Origin of the sequence: Lunatibacter salilacus (assembly GCF_009797935.1) — a bacterium.
In the GTDB taxonomy this organism is placed as follows: domain Bacteria; phylum Bacteroidota; class Bacteroidia; order Cytophagales; family Cyclobacteriaceae; genus Lunatibacter; species Lunatibacter salilacus.
Genome location: NZ_VOLC01000017.1, coordinates 72,120 through 96,384, shown reverse-complemented (window position 1 = coordinate 96,384; position 24,265 = coordinate 72,120). Strand labels below are relative to the sequence as shown.

Here is a 24,265-nt window from a genome sequence, read left to right as displayed (position 1 = left end):
TATCCAGGACATCGGAGTATGAAAAGTCTTTTCGGGTAAAGATTTAGCCAACTAATACATGGCTTCCGAATTCAGTCTCAAAATCGTTACGTTGAAAATTTGAATCTTCTGACCACTACCTGAACAGGCGTTGCTTTAGCTGTGTTCCATATAACGACGCAGCATTTAGCAATCTACATAATAATCCCTAAAGCCGAATTTCATTAGGTCGTTCACATAAAAACTGGCAGGAATGATGCTCATTGATCCATATATGGGTGAGGCAATCACATAAAAATCCTAACTTTCTTACCCTAGTTATGGCTTCTTGGTTTTGAGGCGTTACAGGGAATTTTTTAATGCATTCTCTGAAATACACCAATTTTACAAGAAGTCCATCTGTGGTGAAGCTATACTTTCCATTTGCCCGTTGGGCATTAATAAAAGAGTCTAGGTATTTGTATTGATCCGCCATTTTTAAGTTCTATATTGCGATTAGGGTTTGATTTTGACCCCTTTTGCAATTGTGGACTTAGCGATTGATGCTTTGAGAAGCAAGCGTATTTATAAAAAGTAGAATATTGAGACAGCAAATGCCTAATTTGCCCACTAAATAAGGGCTTGAACACATATTATTCGGATATGGGAAGCAGAACTTTATGGGAAGCAGAACTATTATAAGTCTCCTACTCAAACTTTACTTCATTTTGAGTGTGGCTATCGCTGCCTTAGTTGATTTCGATTAGGATGCTATTTAAATTTTGATCACCACCATTTCAAATTAATTTCATGAAATGCTTCGACCTTTGGCCTTAAATTTACATCTAGGCTACCAAACTCATTGGTACGAAATGTGTAATAGAAAGGAATTGACCGGAATGACGCTCTTTTTAATCATATGAAGTTTAGTTCGTCTATTTAGTTTGTCTGATAAATTCCTTTAGTGTTATGGTTTTTAACCCAAGCCCTTTCGCTTTTATCTGTAAACCATTATCAGAACTAATTAATATCGGATTGTCATTTTTGAGTTTGAGCAACACTGTCAAAATCCTATTGTCAGGAGATCTTTTGTCGAAATCATCAGGAAGCAGAGATATGTCTGAAGTCACTAATCGAATTTCTCTAGAGTTTTGGTTCTGATTAATTGATTTTAATGCTCTTTGAACCATTTTCTTGCCTTCTGAATCTAATTTCAATTTTAAGCTATCAAGTTCATCTAGGACTTTTGCTGAAAGAATAATTGGGTACTTCTTGTCTATTTTACTAATTATTTCTGGATCATCTACAAAAACATTTGTATCGATCAGATAATAATTTTTCTTATCAATACTTATGTGTTTTCCTGGTTTTGAAAGATCAATATGACCCAGAATTTTTAAACCAGGAAGCTTTGATTCAGTTTGAGTACTTTTTTCGGAATTTTCAATTTGATTATCTTGTTCTATTTCTATCTTAGGATTAGTGATTTCATTTACAGATTCATTTTTGTTTTTTATTAATTCACCATTGGATGTAAATTTGAATGAAAATTCCTCATTTAACTTTCTTAAATAAGAATCAACATTATTATTAAGATTTACTTTTTGGTTAAATCCATCATCTGTTAAAATATACGTGCTTTTTTTTGCTCTACTTGTGGCAACATTAAAGCGATTTAAATTGAATGAAAATGAACTTGATTTTGGAATTACGTAGAAGCAATAATCCACATCTAATCCTTGCACTCTATCAACTGTTTCAATTAAATAGTTTTTAGAATTTGTTTTTGATTTTAAATTTTGTTGGAGATATATAAGTGTTTCTATATAGGGTGTTAAAACCGCTATTTCATTTTTTTTGAGTTGGGATAATTCGTCTATGCCTTTAACCAAGAATTTGAGCATCGATTCTTTAATGCTTCCAAATTTATCTGAGAATAAAATTAATGAGGGACCACCCAATGGATGCATTAAGCTACCAATTGAATTGAGCTTTTCTATATCTTGATTAAGATCCTTATTAAGAGAAATAGACTGAATAGTATTTTGATAGAAGTTATTAGTAAAAATTGTTGACCTTTCAGTTAACCTCCTTGTTTCAATTTTCCTATTGAATATAAAACTTTCCATTTGGGCTACTGAATTCATACCATTGACTAAAAAGTCAATATTCTCATATTCCTCATAATTTTTATTGCTAACGATTGGCAAAATTTGTTTTGGATCTCCTACCACTATCACTTTCTTCCCAACTTTCGTAGCTGCGGCAATTGTAGTAAGATAAGCTTGAGAGGCTTCCTCAACTATGACATAATCGAATGAATTGGTTTGAGTTTTCCATATTCTTGAAAATTGATAATAAGTTGTTAATAAAACATGCCCCTTAATAGCAACTAGTTCTTTTGCCTGACCAAGTTCTGGGTACAATTTTTTCTCGTCAATTGAGAGTGGAAGTTTTGAGATTTTACTGCTTTTAAGTAATTCAGCAATAGAATCCTTTTTGCATACTTCAACTGTTGCCTTATTGGTTAGGGCTGTAATCAAAACTGATTTATCACCTTTTGCTAACCTTGAGACCACTTCTGCAACTAGATGAGTTTTCCCTGTGCCGGGAGGTCCCTGGAAAATATAAATATTTGACTTATCTAATTCACTTATAATTGCTCCAGCAATATCATGGTCTTCTTTTAATAATCCTGGCGCCTTGTTTTTGTCAAGCTTGAATTTGAATCCTAAAATTTTCTCCCAAAGAGTGGAGCTATTTTCGTCAAATGACTCGCTTAACAATTTCAAATTTTGGAGATATTCAAATGGCGGGATTGTGGGTCCAAAACCCAAAATTTGATTAATTTGAATAGATTTAACGAATTCATATTCCATTCCTCTAACTAGCAGAGTTATCCAGCCTTCCCTTTTAGAAGGAATATAGTCCACAGTTTTAGCTTCAGTTCTATTTCTATCTTTTAATAGATCGAGAAAGTTGATATCCTTCCAAGTTTCCGGACGTTCAAATCCATTTTTTAGTGTGAAGCAGGTAAGGTTTTCATCAATCCGTGGAGAATGATATTTATCTCCAAAAGGTAAATCAAAGAAAGCATTCCCTCTTTTAGAGTCAAATCCTTTATATTGACCAACATATAATTCACCATTCTGAAATAAGGATAAGCCTGTTGAATTGAAAATTCTTTTAACTGAGAACTCAAGCTCCTTAAGTTCATCTGCGTAGAAATTAATTTGATCTTGTCTAGTTACCATATTTTATTCAAATGAAAATTCATCATCTGCAATTGCAATGTCATTTTCTTGGTTAAAAACATTAGTAGGTTTTATACCAGAAAACAAACTCTCTTTCATTTTTTCACTTGTAACCAATATTAGGTGAGATTCTGATTCTAATGACTCAAAAACCCCATCAATTTCAGCAGTATCCCTGCTATTTGGAACCCTGAATAGAACATTCGTTGCTAATCTATCTTCTAAAAGCTCTAATCTTTTTTTGAAGAGTCGTGGAGAATTTCCTGGATAAATGACAACTAAGTAGGTGTCGTTATCTTCAAACATATCCCAATGTTCCTTGTCTAAATAGAGTAGTCCCCCTTTTGCACTTCGAACAATACATTTTACATTTTTTCCATCGGGATCAATGATACTAGTTAGTGCTGCACCAGAACTATTTACATTTGATAAATCGAATCCCTCATTTAACAAAAAGTAAACCGCATGAGTTTTGGCATTTCCGTTTTCGGTTTTTTGCTTTTCAGTTGAAATTCCAAGTCTGTCCTGAAGTAACCTATCAATATCTTCCTTATATTCATAGGAGTCCTCATCCAGTAATGTTTCATCTTGAAGCGTTTTGTAGTGCCAATCTTTAAGTTTCTGTAATGCATCTTTTGGAAAGGAATCCGGAAGACTATTAATGATATTGTTTTTTAGAATTTTGGATACATAATATTTACCATTGCAGCTTACCTTTAAATCTTGTGTAAAACTGTTAACCGTTGTACCTTTAAAAGTTCGTTTATAAGGTATTTCGTCACCATCGTAAATATATATTTGATGGCTTGATGAATATTCCCATTTTTTATAAAAAAGTGTATCCCAAGGCTTTGAATTATTTTCCAATAATACTATATCAACCCCACTGACAAGCTTGATGTCCTCTACACTAAAATGTAATTTTTTATTTCCACAATTTTGATCTGTAAAGACTGCTTTATCAATCTCTTTACTTAAAATTTTAAATGTTGAATAGGAATATTCTTCTTTTAGATCTAAAAAGTACAACTTTGTGTCTAAGGAAACTGATTGAAGTTTATAGCATCTATTTCCCTCCTTGCTAATAGACTCCATTATAGGAAGAGTAACCGCTTTTAAATTATTTTCATTAAGGCTTATATAGTCATTAATTTGTTTAATTAATAAAATGTTTTTCGTAATTATTTGACTACTATATTGTTTTAGCCACTCAATAGTATTCCAAATAATTTGGGTATTTGGTTTCGATTCTTCAAAATACCGTATTACCACGTTTTGATCATGATTTTCTGATCTTGCTGCTTCTCTCAATTTTACAATAGGACTATCCAATCCATTATAACCAAGTTTACCTAAATATGCTAATTTGTTAGATTGATCAATCTTTATCCATTCCTCTAGCCATTGTGGAAGCAACTCTGATTCAATTGCCACGCTTTTATCGACACAGTTTTTAAGATTTAAACCATGAAAATAAAAATTATCTAAACTTGTAAAATTTAATTCAAATAGAATTGTTAGAAAAATAGTATATGATTTATAGAGTTCAGTTTTATTTTCTTCATTTTCCCAGAAATCATCGAAATGTTTTTTTGACCACTGCCTTTTTCCTCCATGTTTTTTATCCAATAGTTGAAATACAACCTGATGAATTGAATAATAAGCAGATTTTTCAGCTTCAATTACGGAATGTACCTCACTTAAAGGCATCATTCTGGTATTGAAAATAAGCTTTCTTAATTTTCTTTGATCTGTTATTGAAACAAATGATTCGATTAATTCATCTAGAACGTTTGACTCTCCTTTAAACTGTTCCAAAACATCTGAAAGTTTTAGGATATTTTTCTCATCTCCTTTGCCAAACTGAATTCTGTCACTTAAATTATAATCGCTCAATGTGTTAGAGTTAATTTTAATCTTACCTCTTAAGGTGTTAATCAGTTTTGCTAAATCATCAGGAATTGAATTAATGTCATCAACAGTTTTAATCAATTGATTGATAATGATATGTTCAGGTGTAGTGCTATTGTATTCAACTCCTATTATTATACTGAATTCAGGTAAGTTAGAGATGAATGATGTCAGTTGTTCCTTAGAAAATGAGGAAGGTAGGAATGAGGCCAAATTCTGATCGAAGGCTTTTGACTCAATAATTGCCTTAAGCAATTTATCTCCTTGCAGCAAGCCAATTTTGTGTCGTGTTGCTTTGCCTAAAGATGAATCAAGTTCAGTGAATTGAGATTTCAGATTTTCAATTGATTCTATATAAGCTTTTAAGCCCTTTTCGGACCCATCAAACATTTGAGTATTTTCAATTTCTTTGATTGACCAAAGATTATCATTAGTGGCCTCTAAAGTGTATTCTTCAAAAAAATCACTGCAAGATCCATCATTCTCCATCCAATCTAAAAGTATGTTTGCCGATAGTAATTCAAAATTTTGGATTTGTGTCCAATCAATATTAGTGTCACTATTGGTTTTTAGTGTGAATGACTGAATAAGATCACCACATTCTTTAACGGGAAGGGTTTTTAATTTAGCTTTTTGAAAAGTTTCTGTAATTGTTTCATAGTCTTCAGTAGTAAGATTGCTAAATGCCCTCGACCAAAATATTTTTTCTGAATTTAGAAATCTCAATTCATCGTTTACATACAACCACGGTATAGCCGCCCATTTACTTTGAAGGATCTCTTCTTCTTCATCCTTCCAGCTGTATAAAGACTTTAAGTCTTTTACATAGGTATTTATATTATTAGAAGAGAATGAGACAGACCATTCTTCGAATAAATCTGGATTCAGAATAAATGAGGTAAATACCTCACCCTTTGTGATTAACTCTTTCTGCAAAGCATCGGTAAGATGGAGATATTCGTCTTCAGTAATCCTGAAATTTTGGATTGAAGGAATCCCAGTAACATCTTGTCGGCTGATTAATTGGTTTAGAGGACGAGCAACACGATTTTCATCAACAAACAGCTTTAATTCGCCAAAGTATTTAGTCTTTCCTATTCCTTGCATAAATTCACTATTTTGTAAAAAGTCAATGAGTTTAATTTTTAATTCAATTTTGAGTGAAGATAAGTTTGAATTTCCAGCCAAGCGTCCATACGCTAATGATCTGTCATTTACATAGCCTGACATTTCATTTATATAGGTTTGTAGATTGGTATAATCTTGAAGGTTGAGGTTAATAGAATGATAGCCTAACTCAATTAAAAGTTCTTGATACTTGATGGTGTTCTTATTGATTAACCATGCCTCAGCTTCAGCCATTAATTTTTCAAGGGAAAACAAAGAGTTGTCATGTATAATAAAGGGGAGTTTTCCAAAATTTTCAGGCATGTGGCTTACCAATTTATCAAGCCATTTTAATAACTGAGGATTTTCAGAAAGGGATTTTTCTGCAATAATTTTTCCTAATCTTTCACAAATTTCAGGAGTAATTTGACTTGCCAATTCTTCCAAGTCTATTATTTCAACTTCTAAATAATCATACTTTTTTAAATATTTGGAGTCAAGATTGGAATGTGTCAGTCGTTTTTCAGTGTCAATAATCTCATAAAAAATTTCATGTCCGAACAATTCTATTATGCCGGAATTATCAATTATCGTAGCTGATAATATTTGAACGTGATTAATATCATTAACAATAATCTTCTTAATTTTAAGCTGTTCTAAAAATTTACTGTTATAACTATCTATGATTTGTTGAGCCGAATCGTCAGCAGGCATCGGTTCTTTTAGAAGTAAGGATAAATAACCTGAGTAAAAAACCTCGTCAGATTTAAATTCCAAGGCAAACCTTTCTAGGGTTTCAACGTGTTTCTCAGCTACCTTAGTCATAATATACTTGTTCCATAGATTATCACCTTGTATCTCTTCCCTTCGAGAATCTGGAACAAAATCACCATTTACAAGGAATGGCAATTTGAATCTTTTATCTTCCATCGGAAGATATGTGAATAAGCTTGAATATTGGGAATTTGAAGTTGCATACCCTGGTTCTGAAACTAGTTTTCCATTTTGTATTAAAAACCCAAAGGATACTTCTGTTTCTGAAACTGATGCTATTTTAGGAGGGATGGTCGTAATCTTATTTCCCTGTAAATCTGTAAAGAAATAAGTAATCTCATTATAATCATTTACTTGAGAGTCTTTCATTAGACCAATATCATTAGATGAAAAAGCTTCATTTGAAACTTGAATATCTTTAAAAGCAACCTTTTTATAGAGGTACTTCTTTTCTTCTGGTCCTTGCAAAAGGGTAATAGCAACGAGCTCATTTTCATCTTCTCGTATAACTATAACAGGATTTTTAGGAGAATTAAATCTTGATGTGTTTCTTAGAAAAAGTAAAAATTGAGGTTTTTTTACAATATTGTCTATCGCAGCTTTGTAGTCATCAATATGTGATTTCCCAAACTTGAGGCCTATTTGAATAGGATTTTTATAAAAATCAAAGTTGGTATCTTGAAATTCATGAGGAAGTTTTTTTTGCCAAATTGGAATCAATTGCCAAGGTATGTCTTCTGAACCCTTAAAGTTTAACCTATCAAATTGGTATTTTTCTTTATCTTTTATAAGTAGATCTGGATACTTGGTGTATCTTTCATCACTAAAGTAGAATCTGTCAAAATCCTCAAACAGCTTGTTATCTCTTAGAAAGGCAAACTGATAACCACCAGATTTAATCCATACTTCCGAGCTGTCGGTGAAAACTGACTTGAAGCCAATACCTTTATATCCAGTTACTTTTCTTTTATCACGTTTGGTGCTTTCTCCAGATCGAGTAATTGCTTCGACATCACTTTTACTGAACGGGGCTCCATCGTGCATAATGAAAAAATAATCTCCTTTGAAGTCTATATGAAACCCTACTTTATCTCTTCCGGGAGCATCATCCGCATTTTGAAGGAGCTCAAAAATCATGCGTTGTTTAGATGAATACATACCTTTGCCAATTTCTGTCATGGTTGTGGCAAGGCTCTTATTTGCACCAGGATTGTTTAGATAAGTAAAGCGAAAATCAATATGCTTTTCATAGGGATCTGAGTCAAGTTCTTTAATCGATGAAGTAATTGCATTCGGAAGTTTGCCTTCATTTTCTTTGATTAAAAAGGAGTAATACACTCCTTCCTTCAATTCCATATTAGGAGATACAAAAACGTTTATTGCTTCTCCTTGATTTTTTAAAATTTCGCCTGAATCAATGAACATTACATTTTCAAATGAAGCAAACTTTTCATCTTTCCTGTTGTAGCATCCATATAATTCAATGCCTTCATATTCACTTGGCTCTTTGTCCCCATCTAAAAATTCCTTAATGGATTTTTGATTGAGATCTGAAATGTTTTTGATTTTTAATGAATAGGGATTATTCTTACCATTAGGCCTATTTGTGAATTCTAATTCAACTTTATAATAGTTACCATCAATTAAATTTGGACCTTTTTGATGATAAAAAGATACACGTTTATTTTCAATCTCTATACCGTCGATTTTTGGATAAAACATCCTTAATTTATTAACAGGATTAAGAAAGTCATTAAAAAATCCTGACTCACCTTTATGCCTCGTATAAGTTGCAATGAATGTTAGATCTTCTGATTTCCAGTGTTCTTTAAGTTGCTCAGTAAAGTTTTTCATTGATTTTTGCTTGAAAAGTTTATTGTGTTTTTTATTAATTAATCTCTTATGAAAGAATGTTCTTGTCTGAGGATGGTTTTTTTTGGTCTATTCCTAAATCGTAGAGTGGGTTTGTATTGCTCCAAAGTATATGTCCTTTAGCTAACCCAAATAACCAAGTTATTCCAATCATTAATAAACCAGAAAGGAGTATAGGGATTATAAGGACACTACCGAATTGATTAATACATGGGATCTTTGATAGTATCTCAGTACAATTAATTATTAACGCTCCCCATGAAGTAGCAATTATGAAGGAAAATAGAATTGCGATTTTGGATGTACTAAAATTTGCTCCGGAGACAGGACTTATGAAATTGTTTTGTTCTGTTTTATTCGCAAACATGGAGTAAATGCGCTCCCCTTTTTTCCATCCTAATAACTCTTTCTCATAATGGTTTACAAGCAGGATGTAGTTAATATTCCAGTAGTAATATCCTTTGGATGACCAATAAAGTAGGGTGCCTGCTATTAGTCCTAGAGCCAGTATAGCAAATTGATAATTTTGTCGGCTTTCAAGTTCTTTTGCAGTTATGATTTGGATATAACCTAAAAATATAGCTGCATTTGCCACGTAAAAATATGTCAACCATTTATTGAAGTTTTCATAGTGAAAATTCCTAGCTGCCACTAGTAGCTTGTATTTTTCAAACAATTCGGTTTTTGCTGTTTCTTTACTTCCAAATAACATATTTATAAAGTCCATATCATAATTGATTTTTATGTGAATTTTCAGTTTATCAAATTAAGCTGTTTCACTGAGAAAAGTGAAATGTAACTATCTGCCTTAAGTATGCTTTATAATATTTGCTATGTACTTTATCACAAATGAGAATTAGTAAATTATTTCTTGCAAAGAATATTTGAACAAAAATTAAAACTTAGTTTACGTACTCAATATATTTTCCCCATAACTCTAAAACGAAGGCAATTTATAGTAATTCCTCGAGCTCTTTTATTCTTTCTGGTCCAAATAAACGTGATAAATGGGGGTAGTCTCTTCCTTTACTTTTAATATAACTAGTCAAATTTCCGATTGTACGCCACTCTAGAGGCTTTGAGCCATCAGAAACATCCTTACCTGTAACAGTATCTAGAATTTTATTTTGTAATTCGGTGGTTATCCCAATAGGGATTTTGGAATAAAGGAAATCCTTTCCTAATAAATTTATATAACCATTATTGAGATTATTTTCAGAGGTAGAGGGCATGGTAAATTCATCATGAATTCTGTTCGTATCGATATGGTCTATCCATCGGTCTTCTGTAAAATAGTCTTTGCACGAATCGAAGAGGGATGATGGTGTGTCATTGTAAGACATTATAAGTTCTTTCTTTGCTCTAGTCATAGCAACATAAAATTTACTTATTTCTCGAAACCACTCTTCTTTGGGCAATTCATTATTTGGAATTACATGATCATTACAATTAAGTATGATCATCCGATCAAATTCAAAACCTTTGGTGTTTTCTAAATCTGATAAAAAGATATTTCCTCCTGACAAATCAATTTTGCCATCTAAAACTGGAATCTTTAATTTTTTGCCTATTAAATCAATATCATAATAGGAATAACCACAAACAGCAATACAAGCCTTTTCTAGGTTTTTTGAATCTAAAATATCATTAAGGTATAACCATGAAAACATAAATGCTCTGCTAAGGCTGCTTGCTTTTCTAAGAAAAGGTTTTGGAGATGAAAAATTAGCAAATTCTGGCTTGAGAACCTCAAACCCATCGTTTTGATACATTTCATTGGAAGTGTTGTTTTTAAATACTTCATATGCGGCAGCCAGAATCTCTCTACTATTTCTATAATTCTTTTCAATTTTCAGGTAATTCTGCGGAATTATATTAATTCCGGCTAATCTGATTCGATGGTGTTTAGTATGAACAACTTGTGCAATATCGCCACATAGGAATAGATCATTTTCACCTTTGGGAGCCAATCTTCTAATGACTTCCATTTCAATAGTTCCAAAATCTTGAAATTCATCAACCAAAATGCATTTAAAATCTTCCTTTATTTGGTCTTTAAAATTTAGAACTTTTTGTGATAGACCTAAATAATCAGTCACTCCAACTTCTGGCATATGTTTTTCCCAACTCTTTAGACCGTTTAATATAGCTTCTCGGTAATTCTCTGGTAAATTGATCGACCTTCCATCTCTTTCTATAGATAAATATTTGTTCCTTTCCTGATTAGAAAGTGCGCTCCTTATCCAATCAAATTCTTGTCTAATATAGTTTTGTGGAAATACTCCTCGGGATAGAAGAGATTGGTGAACAGGAAATAATACTTCTGCATCATAATTGTAATTTTGACACCTGTAAAACTCACTCCAAATTTCATCAATACTGTCTTGTTGTTTATCGACATAGTCATTATAGAGTCGAGCTCTCATTGGGTCCTTGTCCATCCGCAAAATATATTCTCGGCATAATTCCCAATAAGACGTAACCTTGATTTGACTTTTGATTTTTTCGGAATGGCTTTTTGTTTCAATTAAAATATCAACTAGATTTCTAATTAATTTTGCAAGGGAGCGGTTCAGTGTAAGGATTAATATTCTTTCTTCGGGGTATTTGTTAGCTAGTCTTACAGCTCTTCTAACAATTACACACGTTTTTCCAGATCCACTTACACCAAGAAGCCTAGCAGAGCCGGAAAAGTCTTGATCAACAACTTGCCTTTGAGCAGGATGCATAAACAACATCCAATCATGCCAATTCTTGTTGTCCATCAGGATTTTCAAATCCTCTTCTTCTAGGTCATCTAATCTTAAATATTGATCATTTGAATTTATGATTACCTTTTCCTCTTCTTTAACTTTCTCCAGCAATTGAATTTCGTCAATAAATTCAAGGATTCTGTTTTTTGCGTGGTCAACACTACCGTGTCTTAACTCCATAAAAACATCAAAAATTACTTCTTGCTCAGTTTTTTCAACTATTTGTTCACATAGACTTAGAATCTCATCTTCGTCACTAATGGATTCTAATTCAGCTAACCTTCTTATAGTAGATTGTTTAATTGAAATTTGATCAAAAAGTTTGTCTAGATAATGAACCCCAATTTTTTTTATTAGTTTTCCATCCGAGTAATCAGAATCAAGTCCAACTCTTTCTTCAGGAGAGTGAATGTTATTCGATTTGTATACATCCTTAATTTCTTTCGACCCTTTTTCAATCCCCAAGTTTAGATTTCTATTGTTGTTTAACCATTTATCACATTCTTCATGAGTGCCTAAAAATTTCAAAATACATTCTCCGTTTGATTGAATTGTAATTAGTCTTGCGTATCCTTGAAGATCGTATTTGATACAGTTCTTAATCCTAGATTCCCCATGATTGGTCATGCTGACAGATCTAAAAGGACTTGGGTCACCACTATTAATGTCAAATACGAGCTGCTTGATTTTTTCGGCGGCTTTTTGAAATTGCCCACCCCTTCTCATTAGAGCTTGTATTTGGTGAGTTATTGATTTGTCAATGAAGTATTTCATAAAATTAAAATTTATTTAAAAATCATTCAATACCCCCAATCCACATGGTTGTAAGGAAGCCGATTTAATTCATCTCTATAAAATTGCCACTTGGGCATAAACTCGTCCATGTATTTAACGAATCGAGCATTGTGACTTCGTTCCAATAGGTGCACGAGCTCGTGTACAATGATGTATTCCAAACATTCAACTGGTTTGCGTGCAAGTTCTAGGTTCAACCAAATACGCTTTTCTTCGGTGTTACACGTGCCCCATTTGGTTTTCATTCGCTTGATGCCATATTCGTTGGTTTGGACACCAATCTTCTTTTCCCAATTCGCAATTAGATTTGGTACTATCTTCTTTAATTCCCTTCGGTACCAGCCTTCCAGAATTTCTCTTCGTTTGGCTTGGTCAGTAGCTGGGCGAACGTAAAGATGAATGTATTTGTGATCGATTTCAACTTTTGGAGCTGCATCATGCTCAATCACCTTTAGCAGATAACGCTTGCCCATGAAATAGTGACTTTCCCGATTAATGAATTCCCGTTGGGATTCACGCTCTTGGGCAAGAAGAGACTTCTGTTGTTTCTTAATCCATTGCAGTTTTGAGATTGCAAATACACGTATGGTATCTATATCCATTTTGGAAGGTGCAGCAATTCGTACTCTTCCGTTTGGTGGGTAGACACTCAGGTGAATGTTCTTGATATCTTTTTGCTCCACCTCTATACTGATGTTACCAAGTTGTATTTGTTGCATCAATATTCAGATTGGTTTTTTATAATTTCAAAAATTCGCACTACTTCTGCTTCAATACCATATTTATATAGTGGTTCGGCAGCCATGGAGTGCTCACTTTCCGGTAGAAGTACATCGTAAATATTTTTCTTAATAATATTCTCTTTTGTCTTGATACCTCTCCAATCTGCCGGACTTTGTGTTTTTAGTGCTACGTCCATTTTTATTACAAGCTCTTCATTCTGATTGAGATTGTTATACAAAGCTCTCATGCCTTTTGTAACCATTACAGATGGGGTATCATCTCCTTTTCCACTGTTTACTTTTTGGGCTAGATCAGCAATTCTTTTCAGATACTCTTCATAACTGACAGCATTAGCCTTTCTTTCTTTAATGAGTTCAGCAAGTAGCTTTGACATTTTCTCAAAAAAAGCTGGATCTAATAATTGATCTGAAATGATTTTCTTTCGGACGTTATTTTCAATGGTTTCTGCAATTGCCCCTCGGTCTCCTTTGATACCTTTCGGCAAGGAACCAATTGCTTCTCCAATACCAGCATTGGTGATTATCTCTAATAAAGACATATCACCAAAAGGGGAGATGTTCTCTGGATCATCCGCTTGGATGTAGGTGTCAATCAAATGCCTCATATCAGCTTCATAAGTTTTGAAGTCTAATGTTTCACCTGAAGCCTTCTTGATCTCTTCCCTCAGTTTTAAATAGAAATCAAGCTCTTTAGTGATTTCAGCTGTTTCCTTAAGTGAGTAACCTGCTTGCTCCATTTCATCTGCTATGTTTGCATAGGCTCTGATAAAAGCAACTGTATTTTTATATAGTACAGTACGCTGAGGGGCCGTTTCTTTCAAATCTTCCTCTTTCTCCGGATTTCCACAGAAGTAGTGAATGTATTGAAGTGTGCCTTTTGGTGGTTTTACAGGTTCGCACAAAAGAGCTAGCGCTTCAATAGCATTGTCAAGTCGCTTTTTTCCAACAGTCAAACGGTCTTCCAACATGATGTCAATGTCTTTTGCCTCGAAATCATCCATATCCAACTCTGAGGTATAAACTGAAATGGCAGCACCTACACTATCAAACAGATTTCTGTAATCCACTATGTAGCCGTAGTCTTTTTCCTCTCCATTCACACGATTGGTTCTACAAATTGCTTGAAACAAACCATGGTCTTGCATGCTTTTGTCCAGGTAGATGTATGCACAACTTGGCGCATCAAAACCTGTAAGCAGCTTAGAAACTACAACCAACATTTTCATGTTTGCAGGCTCTTTCCTGAATTTAAGCTTTGCCCAATCTTCGTAGCTTTCAGTCTTGGTTTTGTTTGGGAGTGTTTCTACATCCTTTAGAATCTCTTCATACAGGTTGTAAATCGCCTCTTTCTTTGTTTCAGTGTTTGCGCCAGTATCTTCAGTGGTTACATCTCCGTGGTGTGGATTGTAGGATGTGATGACTGCACACTTACCTTTGAATTCCGTTTTTTGGAAAAGTTTGAAATACTCGCAAGCTTCATAAATTGAGTTGGCGACCAGTATTGCGTTGCTTCGTGTAGAGGTAAGCAAACGCTTGGTGCTAAAATCGAATGTAATGTCTGCTACGATTTTTTCCATGCGAGAACGACTACTGAGTACATTCTGCATCGTTCCCCATTTCTTTTTCAGCTCTGATGTCTGGAATTCGTTCAACCCTTTGGTCTTTGCTATAAACCATTCATCTACTTTCTTTTCGGAAGTCAATCGCTGGTTAATGTCACGTGGCTCATACATTAAATCCAAGATTACTCCATCTTCTACACCTTCATTGAACTTGTAGGTATGGATGTATTTACCAAACACCTCCAAACTGGTCTGCTTGTCTTTTTTGAGTAAGGGAGTACCTGTGAAACCGATGAACACAGCGTTTGGAAGCATGGCTTTCATGGTACGATGTAGTTTGCCGCTTTGTGTACGATGACATTCATCTACAAACACAAACAATTCACCAGCAACAACCAGGGGATTCTCTGCAAGTTCAGTGATGAACTTTTCGAAGTTCTTGGTGTCTTTGTTGCCAAATTTGTGAACCAAGGAACATAGCAATCTAGGTTTTTCTTGTCCCAACTGAGTCATCAAGTCCCTTCCGCTACTTGTCCGATATATGCTTTCACCTGCATCGGTGAATACATCTTCTATCTGTTTATCAAGTTCTGTTCTGTCAGTAAGGATGGCGATGCGTGCATTTGGATTGTTCTCCAGTATCCACTTGGCCAGGTAAACCATGGTCAAACTCTTTCCACTCCCTTGTGTATGCCAGATGATGCCGCCTTCGTACCGTTTAACAAACTTCTCTGCTTCCTTTACACCAAAGTACTGATGCACACGAGGTAGTTTCTTAATACCGCCATCAAACAGGACAAAGTCGTAAAGCAGCTCCATAAACCGCACTTTGTCGCAAATTTTTTGGAGGTATTTGTCAAGCATGAGTTGACTGGTATTATCGACGTCTTCTTTCCAGCCCAAATACCATTTCTCCTCAGTGCTAATAGTCCCGTAGCGTAGGCCTTCAGAATCATTACCAGCAAACAAAATCTGAACTGTAGAAAAGAAGGGTTGAATAAATCGGTCTTGTTGGTTGGTGATGTTTTGTCGAATTCCTTCGCCTATATCCACAATGCCACGTTTGAGCTCCAAAACAGCTAATGCAATACCGTTTACATAGAGTACAATGTCAGGTCGCTTGGTTTTGTTGCCTTTGTAGGTTACCTCTTCTGCTATGGCGAAATCATTGTCAAGAGGATCAGTCCAGTTGAATAGCTTTACTGTCTCGTAGTTGTCACCAGCGTTTACCTTTACCTGCACACCAAAGCGTAGTTTCTTGTAAACTTCTTTATTGGTAGTGTAAAGGCTATCGTTGAAGTTTGTTGAAACTGATTGTAAGTCAAATATAGCTTTACTGATATGAGCGGGAGAGTAACCTTGTCGTTTTAGGTACTTGGTGAGCAGATCTACTTCGATATTACTATTGCCTTCACGATCTTCCCAATCACCTAAGTAATCATAGTTTAAACCCTCTTTCTTTTGAAAGAGCGAAACTATGCGGTTTTGCGTGATTCTTTCTATTTCTCCAGGCATAGTATTTATATTAAATCATTGAGCTTATTACATAATTTCAATAATATTTCTTTCACGCTTTTCTCGTTGGGTGCTGACTGAAGAAAGGAATTAATAAATGAGTCATCTTCAGCATGCCATTTAAAACCACACGACTCCAAGATGGATGCTATGTTACTATTATAATTTTTATTACCGCTTGGTTCAGATTTTTTTATGAATTGGATTTTAAAGCTTTTAGAGGGGGCTTCAACTTTGAAGTAATAATGCACATTGAGCTCATAATCTTCGCTATCGTACGTCCATTCGTTTAGATAAGCATATGACCATTCACTTCCACCTTGAACTGCATGATGATTAATGTTAGCAAATGGTCTAAATAAAACTTCTACTGATAACTCATTCAGACTTAGAGAGTAGGTGCGTAATTCTCGTTGTAAGTGATTTTGTTGAGAGGCTTTAAATAGTTTTATGTTTTCTTCTGATTCAAATCGAATAAATCCTTGCTCACAATAGCGAATAGCTTCAGGGTTTTTGATGAAGTATTTTCTCCAATCATCAGGTGCATTTCTACATATGTCCGACAAGCTCCCCGTTAAATCTTCTGTAGTGAAAATGGCATCATCAAAAACTTGTTTTACATATCCTCTAGCGTTCTCCCAGTCAGTATTTTTTTCTGATTCGGGTTGAATACGCAATAATCGCTTCCAACTATAATCCCTCATATTTTTTGAGGTACTCAAAAGATTTTTTCTTGAGGCTGTAGCCTTAATCAAATAGTCTCCTTTTGTTAAAACTGCTCTTTCCCATAAGTAATCAATACTTTCAGAGCCTTTCTTTTCTAAAATAGAAAAAATGGATGTTGCTTTATTCGAGTAATCAATAAATGATTTCAGATACATGGCATCACTCATTTCATCCCAGTTACAATCATTATGACCCTCAAAAAAAATGAGTATACCTGAAAACTCAATTAAAAAACCAATTTGACCTTTGAAATAGGGGTGTTTTTCCGCTTTCTCTATCGCAAACTGCCACCTCTCACCTCTGCTTATAAGGTGAGCTTTAATTTTTTCTTCTTGAAATTGTCTCTCGGTAAAAAAGCTGCTCTTAGACTGCTTTTCCCTAAGAAATTCAAGAATATTGTTACTGTGATTTATTAATACACTAGTGGCTTTAATCGCTCTTGCAAATTCATCAGCACCATCTATAATAGCATTTTCAGTAAGGTTATATATGACACGCATCCACTGAAACAGCCCCCCTGTATGATTTCCATTTTTAATTAAATACTGCAAAAATGCATGGAATCGGATCCTTTCAGGTAAGGTAAGATTATGTGTTAATGTCCCTTTAAATATTAAGTCTTCGTTGTAATAAAAGTCATCATCTAGGTATTGAAGTGTGCTGATATCTCCCGAGCTTAATACATCGAAGGAATTTATTAAATTAATAACAGCTTCTTTTGTTAGAGCACCAAGCTCGTGGAGCAGATGAAAGGATATATCATCACTATAGTCCTTTTTCTTACGTGCAACAGCAGTTCCAATCATGTACTCAAGGCTTGAGTTTTTATCTGTGTTGCTAGCACGACTGGCAAATTCATTGGTAAGCACAGCCCGTATGAAATTCATTATCTCTTCATCAAAAGCATTATCCTTACTATTTGTGTTTCGATACTGCCAAAATAAGTTTGCCCAAGCTGTGTCTATTTTAATAGAAAAATACTCCTTAGGAGATAAATTACTTTCTCCTTTGTCTAGAATTAAAATCCCATTCTTTCCATCTTCCCAAGGTAATTGGCCAATATGCTTTTCAAATCGTGCTTTGAAATTTTCAAATGAAGTCAACGGCCTACCACGAGCATTCATTTTAATGTATAAATCGTCAGTAAGCTTAAACTCCTTGAGGTTTAGAAAAAGGAAAGTGATGATTGTAGATTCTACGTTCGTTAGAGACACATAGAATTCTGGTTTATCTTTAAACTTAGCATGGATGGAATCCAGCATGGTGAGCATGGATTGAATAGTTGGATCATTCTGCCACGACAAGTAATACCAACCCTTATCTTGGATTGTTTTTGATAAACTATTGTTCTTACCATCATCTGAAGCTAAGAGGTTTTTCATGTCAATTTCATTGCGAACGAGCTCATTGCAAAACTCTCGAGAGCTTGTTCTGGTCTCATAGGAGAATTTTGATATGAACTGTTCACCATCCTTTACCGACAATACACTCTTAAAATCCTCCTGTTCATCGGCTAAGTTGGCCAAGTACCAGTGCAATAGAAATAGGGTAGTCAAGCGTTGCTGACCATCAAGCGGAAGGAATTTTATATGACCTTTTTTAATACCATTATTAATTAAGCTGCCATATACAAAATCTAAATCCCTGTTTGGCTTATTCTCCAATAAGTATTGATAGAGAGCTGCTAAGAATGTCTCCCTCACTAGTGCTTTAGATTCCCTGCCTTGGGCATAATCTCGCTGAATAATAGGGATTTCAATGTGGTAGCTTTTCTCCCTAAACATTTGATAAAAACTCAAACGCTCACCTGACTGCAAATTCAAATCGATTTCCGTCATTGTTCTAATGTTTGAGATGGTAAATAAACTTCCAGTACCTTTTTGATCGCAGAAATATAGTCCTCAGCATCGTTTTCTGTCCAATGCATTAAATTGCCTAATTTTTTGCTATAAGATTTCAAGAAGACGTTTCTTGTGCCTATTGGCACAAAAATCCCATTCATATCATTATGAATTATCGTTTTTCGCTTGATTGGAAACAGGGCATTCCCGTAGCTTCTATTCGTTGAGGCATTTAATAAGGAAAGATTTCCGATACTATCCTCGTATTCAAACTCTTTGTCTTCTTCGAAATATTGCGCAACCTTAGAATATAATGTTTCAAAAACCTCATCTTCAATTTTGCTTGAACAGATTAACGCTAACAGTTCCTTCGCCAATTCATTTTCACTCGCTACTTCGTTTTTTTTCTCCGTACTGAGCTTCTCTATTTCAAGTTCTTGTTTTTCAACGATATCTACTGATTTACAATCCCTTATTCCAGTAAAGTATTCTAATACATCAGTTGCCCAGTCTATCCTGTTTTCTTTATTCACCTGCCTATCTGATCTTGATCGGATGTGCTCAATATCCCAACCAGACGCTTCATTCTTGTATCTAAAGAATGGAAAACGAAAATCAGCATGCTGAGTAGCTAGTAATATTTGAATATTGAACAATAAGAGTACTTCTCTGATATGCTTGCCATTATACTTTAATTCCTCAATTTGGCATTTGACCTTCTTTTTAACCTCATTTTTTAAGTACACATCTTTAAAATAACTTTTAGATGATTTGGATGATTCATCTTTTAAGCTGTTGATATCGGCATTAAATGTTACTAGATAACCCACCAAATGATAGAGTTCTTTATCGTTATACCATTCTTCAAATGTTAAAAAGAATTTTTTAATTTCTGACCATAAGAAGTCAATGTTGGGCTTATCCTTGTTCTCTTTTCTACTAGTTTCGAAGTCTTGATAAAACTTCTGGAAGGTGAATAAATCTTCGTCTGTTTTCTTTTTTTTCATCATTAAATCGAAAATGTATTCGATTCGGTTATCGTACTTCAGCGGGTTGGTAGGGTTGTAGATAAAATACCAGAAAGCATCGTTTTGTAGCGTTTTCTCAATCAAATCCCATTCCGTTGCGATCTGAAGTTGTTTTATTGATGCTTGCTGCTCTGAGAAGTTGCCTTTTTGAAGAAATAAAGCTTTGATTAATTCAGCATTAGTCAATGGAATTTTGCCAATGTTTAGACGAGTAAAAATATCTATTGAATCAGAATCATCTTCTGCTTGGTACCAAATAACCTTTACAGCATTAGCTGTTGTCTCCTTCTCTAATAATAAGGACATAAATTTATTACAATCATTATAATCTTTATCCTCAAACCAATCGGAGATGACTTGATATGCCCCCCACATATGGTAGAAATCAATATTTTGGCTGTTCTCTTTTAAATCTTTTAAGAAAGCCTCACTTTCAGGTCTTGTTTCGTATTCTATTGTGAATTCATTCTTTTTAAAAGCTTCAAGTAATGGTCGTTTTAAATGTTGGCTAATGAGGTAACTAAGTATAATTCTAATTGTGGTTAATCTTTGCTGGCCATCAATTACTTCCCATCCTGAAGAAAGATCGTCGTAAGGACGAACGACTATGGGTTGTAAGCAATAAAACTCTTCGCTAGACTTTGTTCTAAGAGTGAAATCCCAAATATCGTTTAGTAAGGCTTCTACTTCTGTTTTAGTCCAACGATATCCCCTTTGGTAGGATGGAATATAGAAATGCTCTCCTAGTAGCTGATTAACGGACTTTAAAACTAGCTTACTTTCGCTCATACAAGTCTAATTTTGCCAGTTAACAATTGTTGCATCATGCCTTGTTTGACTTGCTTAAATCTGGATAGCTTTATTTCTAAATGTCGTAATTCGGCATCCATTGATGATAAAATATTTGCAATTGCTGTTTGTTCTTCTGTGCTTGGTGGTATTGGGAAATCGAAGTGTACGAAGTCTTTCTGATATAAATGATTTATTGTCGAGCCAGCGGTCAGACGAGCAAGGAATTCAGCAAAATGACTAGACCTAAGAATGTAATACAAATATCTAGAATCAAATGATTTCTGAATAGGTCTAATAACGAAAACTCCACTATTTAGAGTAGCTGGTTTTGTGAGTGAATCAATCAAAGCAATTTTACCGATAGTTCCATCTTTAGTAACTAAAACATCATTGATTTTCAGTTGAATGTTGGTGTCTTGTATGTATCGAAACTCTTCAACAAAAACACAATTGTCCCAATCAATGAATCCACCTTTAAAGTCAGTCCCTGTTACTAAATGATACGGTCCTTGATGAAGATACTCAGCAGTAGTTAAACCCTGCCAACCAATACGAGCCTTCAATGTTGCGCACTTACCGAGATTTAGGCTTTTCCATCCCAACTTAGGCGTAAGCAAATCTTGCATCACACCTTGTTTGATGAGCTTCTTCTTGGCTATTTTCTTTTCCAGGGATTGTATCAGCCTGTCCGTATCTGAAAGGACTTGAGCTATGGCTTGTTGTTCCTTTTTAGAAGGAGGTAAAGCTATTTTAAACTTACTGAATAGCTCTATATTCAAATTCTTCTGTGCGCCAGACGTTGAGAGGTCTTCTATATCTTCTCTATGATATATAAAGTAGTAATTCAAATAGTGATTATCAGCTTTCAACCCTGTTATCCCAATGAGGCTGTCTGGACAAGCCATATCTATCTCCAGTACACCAGTGTAGCCAATATTCGCTGCAATTGTCATCAAAACAGTCCCTTTCTTAAACAGCTTACTTACCGCTAATCCTTGTTGGTTTAGTGTTTGAGAATAATTCCGAACCACACCCCCGCAGCGAGTAACATCGCCTGTTTGAACAAAAGGAATATTTCCTCCATAATAAAAAGGATTATTTCTAGGTCGTGGTGTGAATTTACCACGTTTCACATCTGCAACGTCTAAAATAGATTCAATTCTCCAATCCTCAGGAATCAAACCAATCTCAGTGTGTTTGTATTGAATAGCTACTAATTCCATACAAACCCCATTTTAGCCAGGTGTTCATTTACTTTAGCTTCTAGGTTAGCTGTTTCTGTTGTAAGGGCCGGTAGTGGAGTGTCATAGCGTTCTGCCAGTTCCTTTATCCGGTTGGTGAGGCGTTGGCTTATCTGCTCTATTTCGCTCTTTAGAGCCGCTTCCATTGTTTTTAGCCATTTGTCATCCACTACCAAAGTCTTTATATTTTCTTCGGTAAGTGTTGGGTATTTGGCATAAAGCAGGTCATCCAGATTCTGCTCCGCTGTCTTAATCTCTTTGTTAGTAGCTGCTAGGTGAGTATGCAGTTTCACATATTCCTGTAAAGCTTCCAGTTCCTCTGCCAAGTCGGCATCTTTCTCATTCTGAATGGCTTTAATCCGCTTCTGTGCTTCGCCTTTGTTTACTTTATCCAGTTCCGCAAATAGTCCCTCCTCCACACCATGCTCTTCTTCCAGTTCCACTATCTCAGCAGCTAAGGCTTCTTTCTTGGCTTCCAGGTCAGCTAAAGCTTCTTGCTCTGCTTGGAAATAGCGGGTGATTACCAAATCCTTTGGTACAACGTCACACGTCCAGCCCTTGTCTACTTTTTTTCCTTTGTTGTTTTCTACTTCTATTCGGTACGTTTCTGCTTTCCAGCCATCATAAGAAATGATGTATACATCATCTTGCATGATCTCGTTCCAGTAGCTGAGTAGATGCTGGTACACGTTGTATTTGTTGATTAATGGCTTGTTGTGGTACTTTCTTAACAAGCTTTCTGCTAATGAAGCTATTACCTCTTTTGGATGGCAGTTCGTTTCTAGCCCTTTTAGATAACCAATATTCTCATTGCACCATGATTGGTACAGCGTGTCCATCTCTGCAATGAAAGCGGTAAACTCTGTATGCTGGTAAATGCTGTCATTGATCTCAGAAGCATCAATTTGTAAAGCAGAATAAGCAGTTCGTATCTCTTCAAACAGGCTTTTCTTTAGGTTAGGGTAAACCTTCCAGTATTGTTGGAGGTTGTCAATATCGTTATTGGGAATGCCTCCGTTTAAGTGAGCGTTTATGTCTTGAATGTCTTCTTTCTCTTGACTGTCGATGTAGCGAGGGAGGTTGAGGTTGTATTCGTTTTGCTCGATCTCATGTACGGAAACCATACGGCTGTAACCTGGTACCTCGAACTGTGCATTGAATACATCGGTAATGTTACGGATGTCCTGCTCTCGCAATCGGTTCTTGTTTCCATCCTTTATGAAGCCTTTGCTTGCATCTACCATAAAAATAGCTTTACGGTTCAGTGCATTTTCTTTATCAATCAAGATGATACAAGCGGGGATGCCCGTGCCATAAAATAAATTAGCAGGCAAGCCAATAATACCTTTGATGTATCCTTTTTTGATGAGGTTGGTACGAATCTCTGCTTCTGCATTACCTCTGAATAATACGCCATGGGGCAAAATGATAGCACCTTTAGCATTGCGTTTCAGCGATCGAACAATATGCAACAGAAAGGCGAAGTCACCATTTTTGGAAGGAGGAACGCCAAAGCCAGCGAAACGATTATTAGGTTCATCATTGGGAATTGACAAGCCATTGCTCCAACGCTTATCGCTAAACGGAGGATTGGCAACCACGTAATCAAATTGTTTCATTTTGCCATCCTCTAGAAAAAGAGGAGTTGCAAGTGTGTTTCCTTGTTTGATTTCAGCTGATGGATAATCATGTAAGATCATGTTCATCCTGCTCAAAGCAGATGTTGCCGAATCTTTTTCCTGACCGTACAGTGTCACTTTTGTCTTTGCAGCAGAACCAATTCGAAGCAACAAGGAACCTGAACCACATGTAGGATCATACACGGTGGTGTTTGCATTCGTTTGATCCTGAGAAATTCCGATAATCATCGCCATGATTCTACTCACCTCTGCAGGAGTATAGAATTGACCTTTGCTCTTACCACTTTCTGTCGCAAAGTGCATCATGAGGTATTCGTAGGCATCGCCCAGAATATCGTCACCCTCAGCTCTGTTCTTACTGAAGTCTAGCTCTTTCTTTTGGAAGATTGTAATTAGGTTGGTTAAGCGGTCAACCATTTCCGCACCATCACCCAACTTAGTTACATCGTTGAAGTCTGGCATGTCCGAAAGACTGTTTGCTTCCTTTAAGGGTGCGATTATCTTCTTGTTTATTTGATCGCCAATGTCTGTTTTACCTTTCAAGGCCACCATGTCTTTGAAGCTAGCACCCTCCGGTATCGTGATAGGAGCGAAGGGCTGTCCTGCCCATTTGTCGCTGATGTACTTGATAAACAACATAACCAGCACATAGTCTTTGTACTGGCTTGCATCCATACCGCCTCTCAATTCGTCACAACTCGCCCAAAGCGAGCTGTATAATTCTGATTTCTTTATCGCCATTCTTTATTTGAA

At 35.3% G+C, this 24,265-nt stretch carries 11 protein-coding genes; all 11 read right to left on the bottom strand.

The genetic code is table 11. The annotated features are described in order from the left end of the window. Nucleotides 1-187: 187 nt before the first annotated feature. Entirely contained in the window at nucleotides 188-454 is a 267-nt protein-coding gene (locus FQ608_RS20495; RefSeq protein ID WP_158860365.1) for a hypothetical protein, read from the bottom strand. A 439-nt stretch (nucleotides 455-893) separates the two neighbouring features. After that, a complete protein-coding gene (locus tag FQ608_RS20490; RefSeq protein ID WP_158860364.1) occupies nucleotides 894-3,212 on the bottom strand; it encodes a PIN domain-containing protein in 2,319 nt (772 codons plus the stop codon). Between the two features lie 3 nt (nucleotides 3,213-3,215). After that, nucleotides 3,216-8,858: an ATP-binding protein gene (locus FQ608_RS20485; protein WP_158860363.1), complete on the bottom strand. Its 5,643-nt coding sequence runs from the start codon at nucleotides 8,856-8,858 to the stop codon at nucleotides 3,216-3,218. A gap of 46 nt (nucleotides 8,859-8,904) precedes the next feature. Continuing rightward, nucleotides 8,905-9,603, bottom strand: coding sequence for a RipA family octameric membrane protein (locus FQ608_RS20480; protein WP_158860362.1), 699 nt, complete (start codon nucleotides 9,601-9,603; stop codon nucleotides 8,905-8,907). Nucleotides 9,604-9,829: 226 nt separating this feature from the next. After that, nucleotides 9,830-12,403: a UvrD-helicase domain-containing protein gene (locus FQ608_RS20475; protein ID WP_158860361.1), complete on the bottom strand. Its 2,574-nt coding sequence runs from the start codon at nucleotides 12,401-12,403 to the stop codon at nucleotides 9,830-9,832. A 26-nt stretch (nucleotides 12,404-12,429) separates the two neighbouring features. Further along, complete coding sequence (locus tag FQ608_RS20470; protein WP_158860360.1) at nucleotides 12,430-13,143, bottom strand: M48 family metallopeptidase; 714 nt, start codon at nucleotides 13,141-13,143, stop codon at nucleotides 12,430-12,432. Continuing rightward, the gene (locus FQ608_RS20465) at nucleotides 13,143-16,244 is read right to left on the bottom strand and encodes a type I restriction endonuclease subunit R (RefSeq protein ID WP_158860359.1); all 3,102 of its coding nucleotides are present in this window, start codon (nucleotides 16,242-16,244) and stop codon (nucleotides 13,143-13,145) included. The genes FQ608_RS20470 and FQ608_RS20465 overlap by 1 nt, the downstream gene beginning before the upstream one ends. Before the next feature lie 5 nt (nucleotides 16,245-16,249). Continuing rightward, nucleotides 16,250-18,808 carry a DUF262 domain-containing protein gene (locus FQ608_RS20460; RefSeq protein WP_158860358.1) on the bottom strand — a complete coding sequence of 853 codons (2,559 nt, stop codon included), beginning with the start codon at nucleotides 18,806-18,808 and terminating at the stop codon, nucleotides 16,250-16,252. Then, entirely contained in the window at nucleotides 18,805-20,628 is a 1,824-nt protein-coding gene (locus FQ608_RS20455) for a DUF262 domain-containing protein (RefSeq protein ID WP_158860357.1), read from the bottom strand. The genes FQ608_RS20460 and FQ608_RS20455 overlap by 4 nt, the downstream gene beginning before the upstream one ends. Further along, nucleotides 20,625-21,854, bottom strand: coding sequence for a restriction endonuclease subunit S (locus tag FQ608_RS20450; protein WP_158860356.1), 1,230 nt, complete (start codon nucleotides 21,852-21,854; stop codon nucleotides 20,625-20,627). The genes FQ608_RS20455 and FQ608_RS20450 overlap by 4 nt, the downstream gene beginning before the upstream one ends. After that, nucleotides 21,845-24,253, bottom strand: a complete 2,409-nt coding sequence (locus tag FQ608_RS20445) for a type I restriction-modification system subunit M (protein ID WP_158860355.1) — start codon at nucleotides 24,251-24,253, stop codon at nucleotides 21,845-21,847. The genes FQ608_RS20450 and FQ608_RS20445 overlap by 10 nt, the downstream gene beginning before the upstream one ends. Nucleotides 24,254-24,265 lie beyond the last annotated feature (12 nt).

What these genes read in the sequence shown, in the direction of transcription:
- FQ608_RS20495 (WP_158860365.1), bottom strand. Translation starts at nt 454, where the DNA reads ATGGCGGATCAATACAAATACCTAGACTCTTTTATTAATGCCCAACGG.
- FQ608_RS20490 (WP_158860364.1), bottom strand. Translation starts at nt 3,212, where the DNA reads ATGGTAACTAGACAAGATCAAATTAATTTCTACGCAGATGAACTTAAG.
- FQ608_RS20485 (WP_158860363.1), bottom strand. Translation starts at nt 8,858, where the DNA reads ATGAAAAACTTTACTGAGCAACTTAAAGAACACTGGAAATCAGAAGAT.
- FQ608_RS20480 (WP_158860362.1), bottom strand. Translation starts at nt 9,603, where the DNA reads ATGGACTTTATAAATATGTTATTTGGAAGTAAAGAAACAGCAAAAACC.
- FQ608_RS20475 (WP_158860361.1), bottom strand. Translation starts at nt 12,403, where the DNA reads ATGAAATACTTCATTGACAAATCAATAACTCACCAAATACAAGCTCTA.
- FQ608_RS20470 (WP_158860360.1), bottom strand. Translation starts at nt 13,143, where the DNA reads ATGCAACAAATACAACTTGGTAACATCAGTATAGAGGTGGAGCAAAAA.
- FQ608_RS20465 (WP_158860359.1), bottom strand. Translation starts at nt 16,244, where the DNA reads ATGCCTGGAGAAATAGAAAGAATCACGCAAAACCGCATAGTTTCGCTC.
- FQ608_RS20460 (WP_158860358.1), bottom strand. Translation starts at nt 18,808, where the DNA reads ATGACGGAAATCGATTTGAATTTGCAGTCAGGTGAGCGTTTGAGTTTT.
- FQ608_RS20455 (WP_158860357.1), bottom strand. Translation starts at nt 20,628, where the DNA reads ATGAGCGAAAGTAAGCTAGTTTTAAAGTCCGTTAATCAGCTACTAGGA.
- FQ608_RS20450 (WP_158860356.1), bottom strand. Translation starts at nt 21,854, where the DNA reads ATGGAATTAGTAGCTATTCAATACAAACACACTGAGATTGGTTTGATT.
- FQ608_RS20445 (WP_158860355.1), bottom strand. Translation starts at nt 24,253, where the DNA reads ATGGCGATAAAGAAATCAGAATTATACAGCTCGCTTTGGGCGAGTTGT.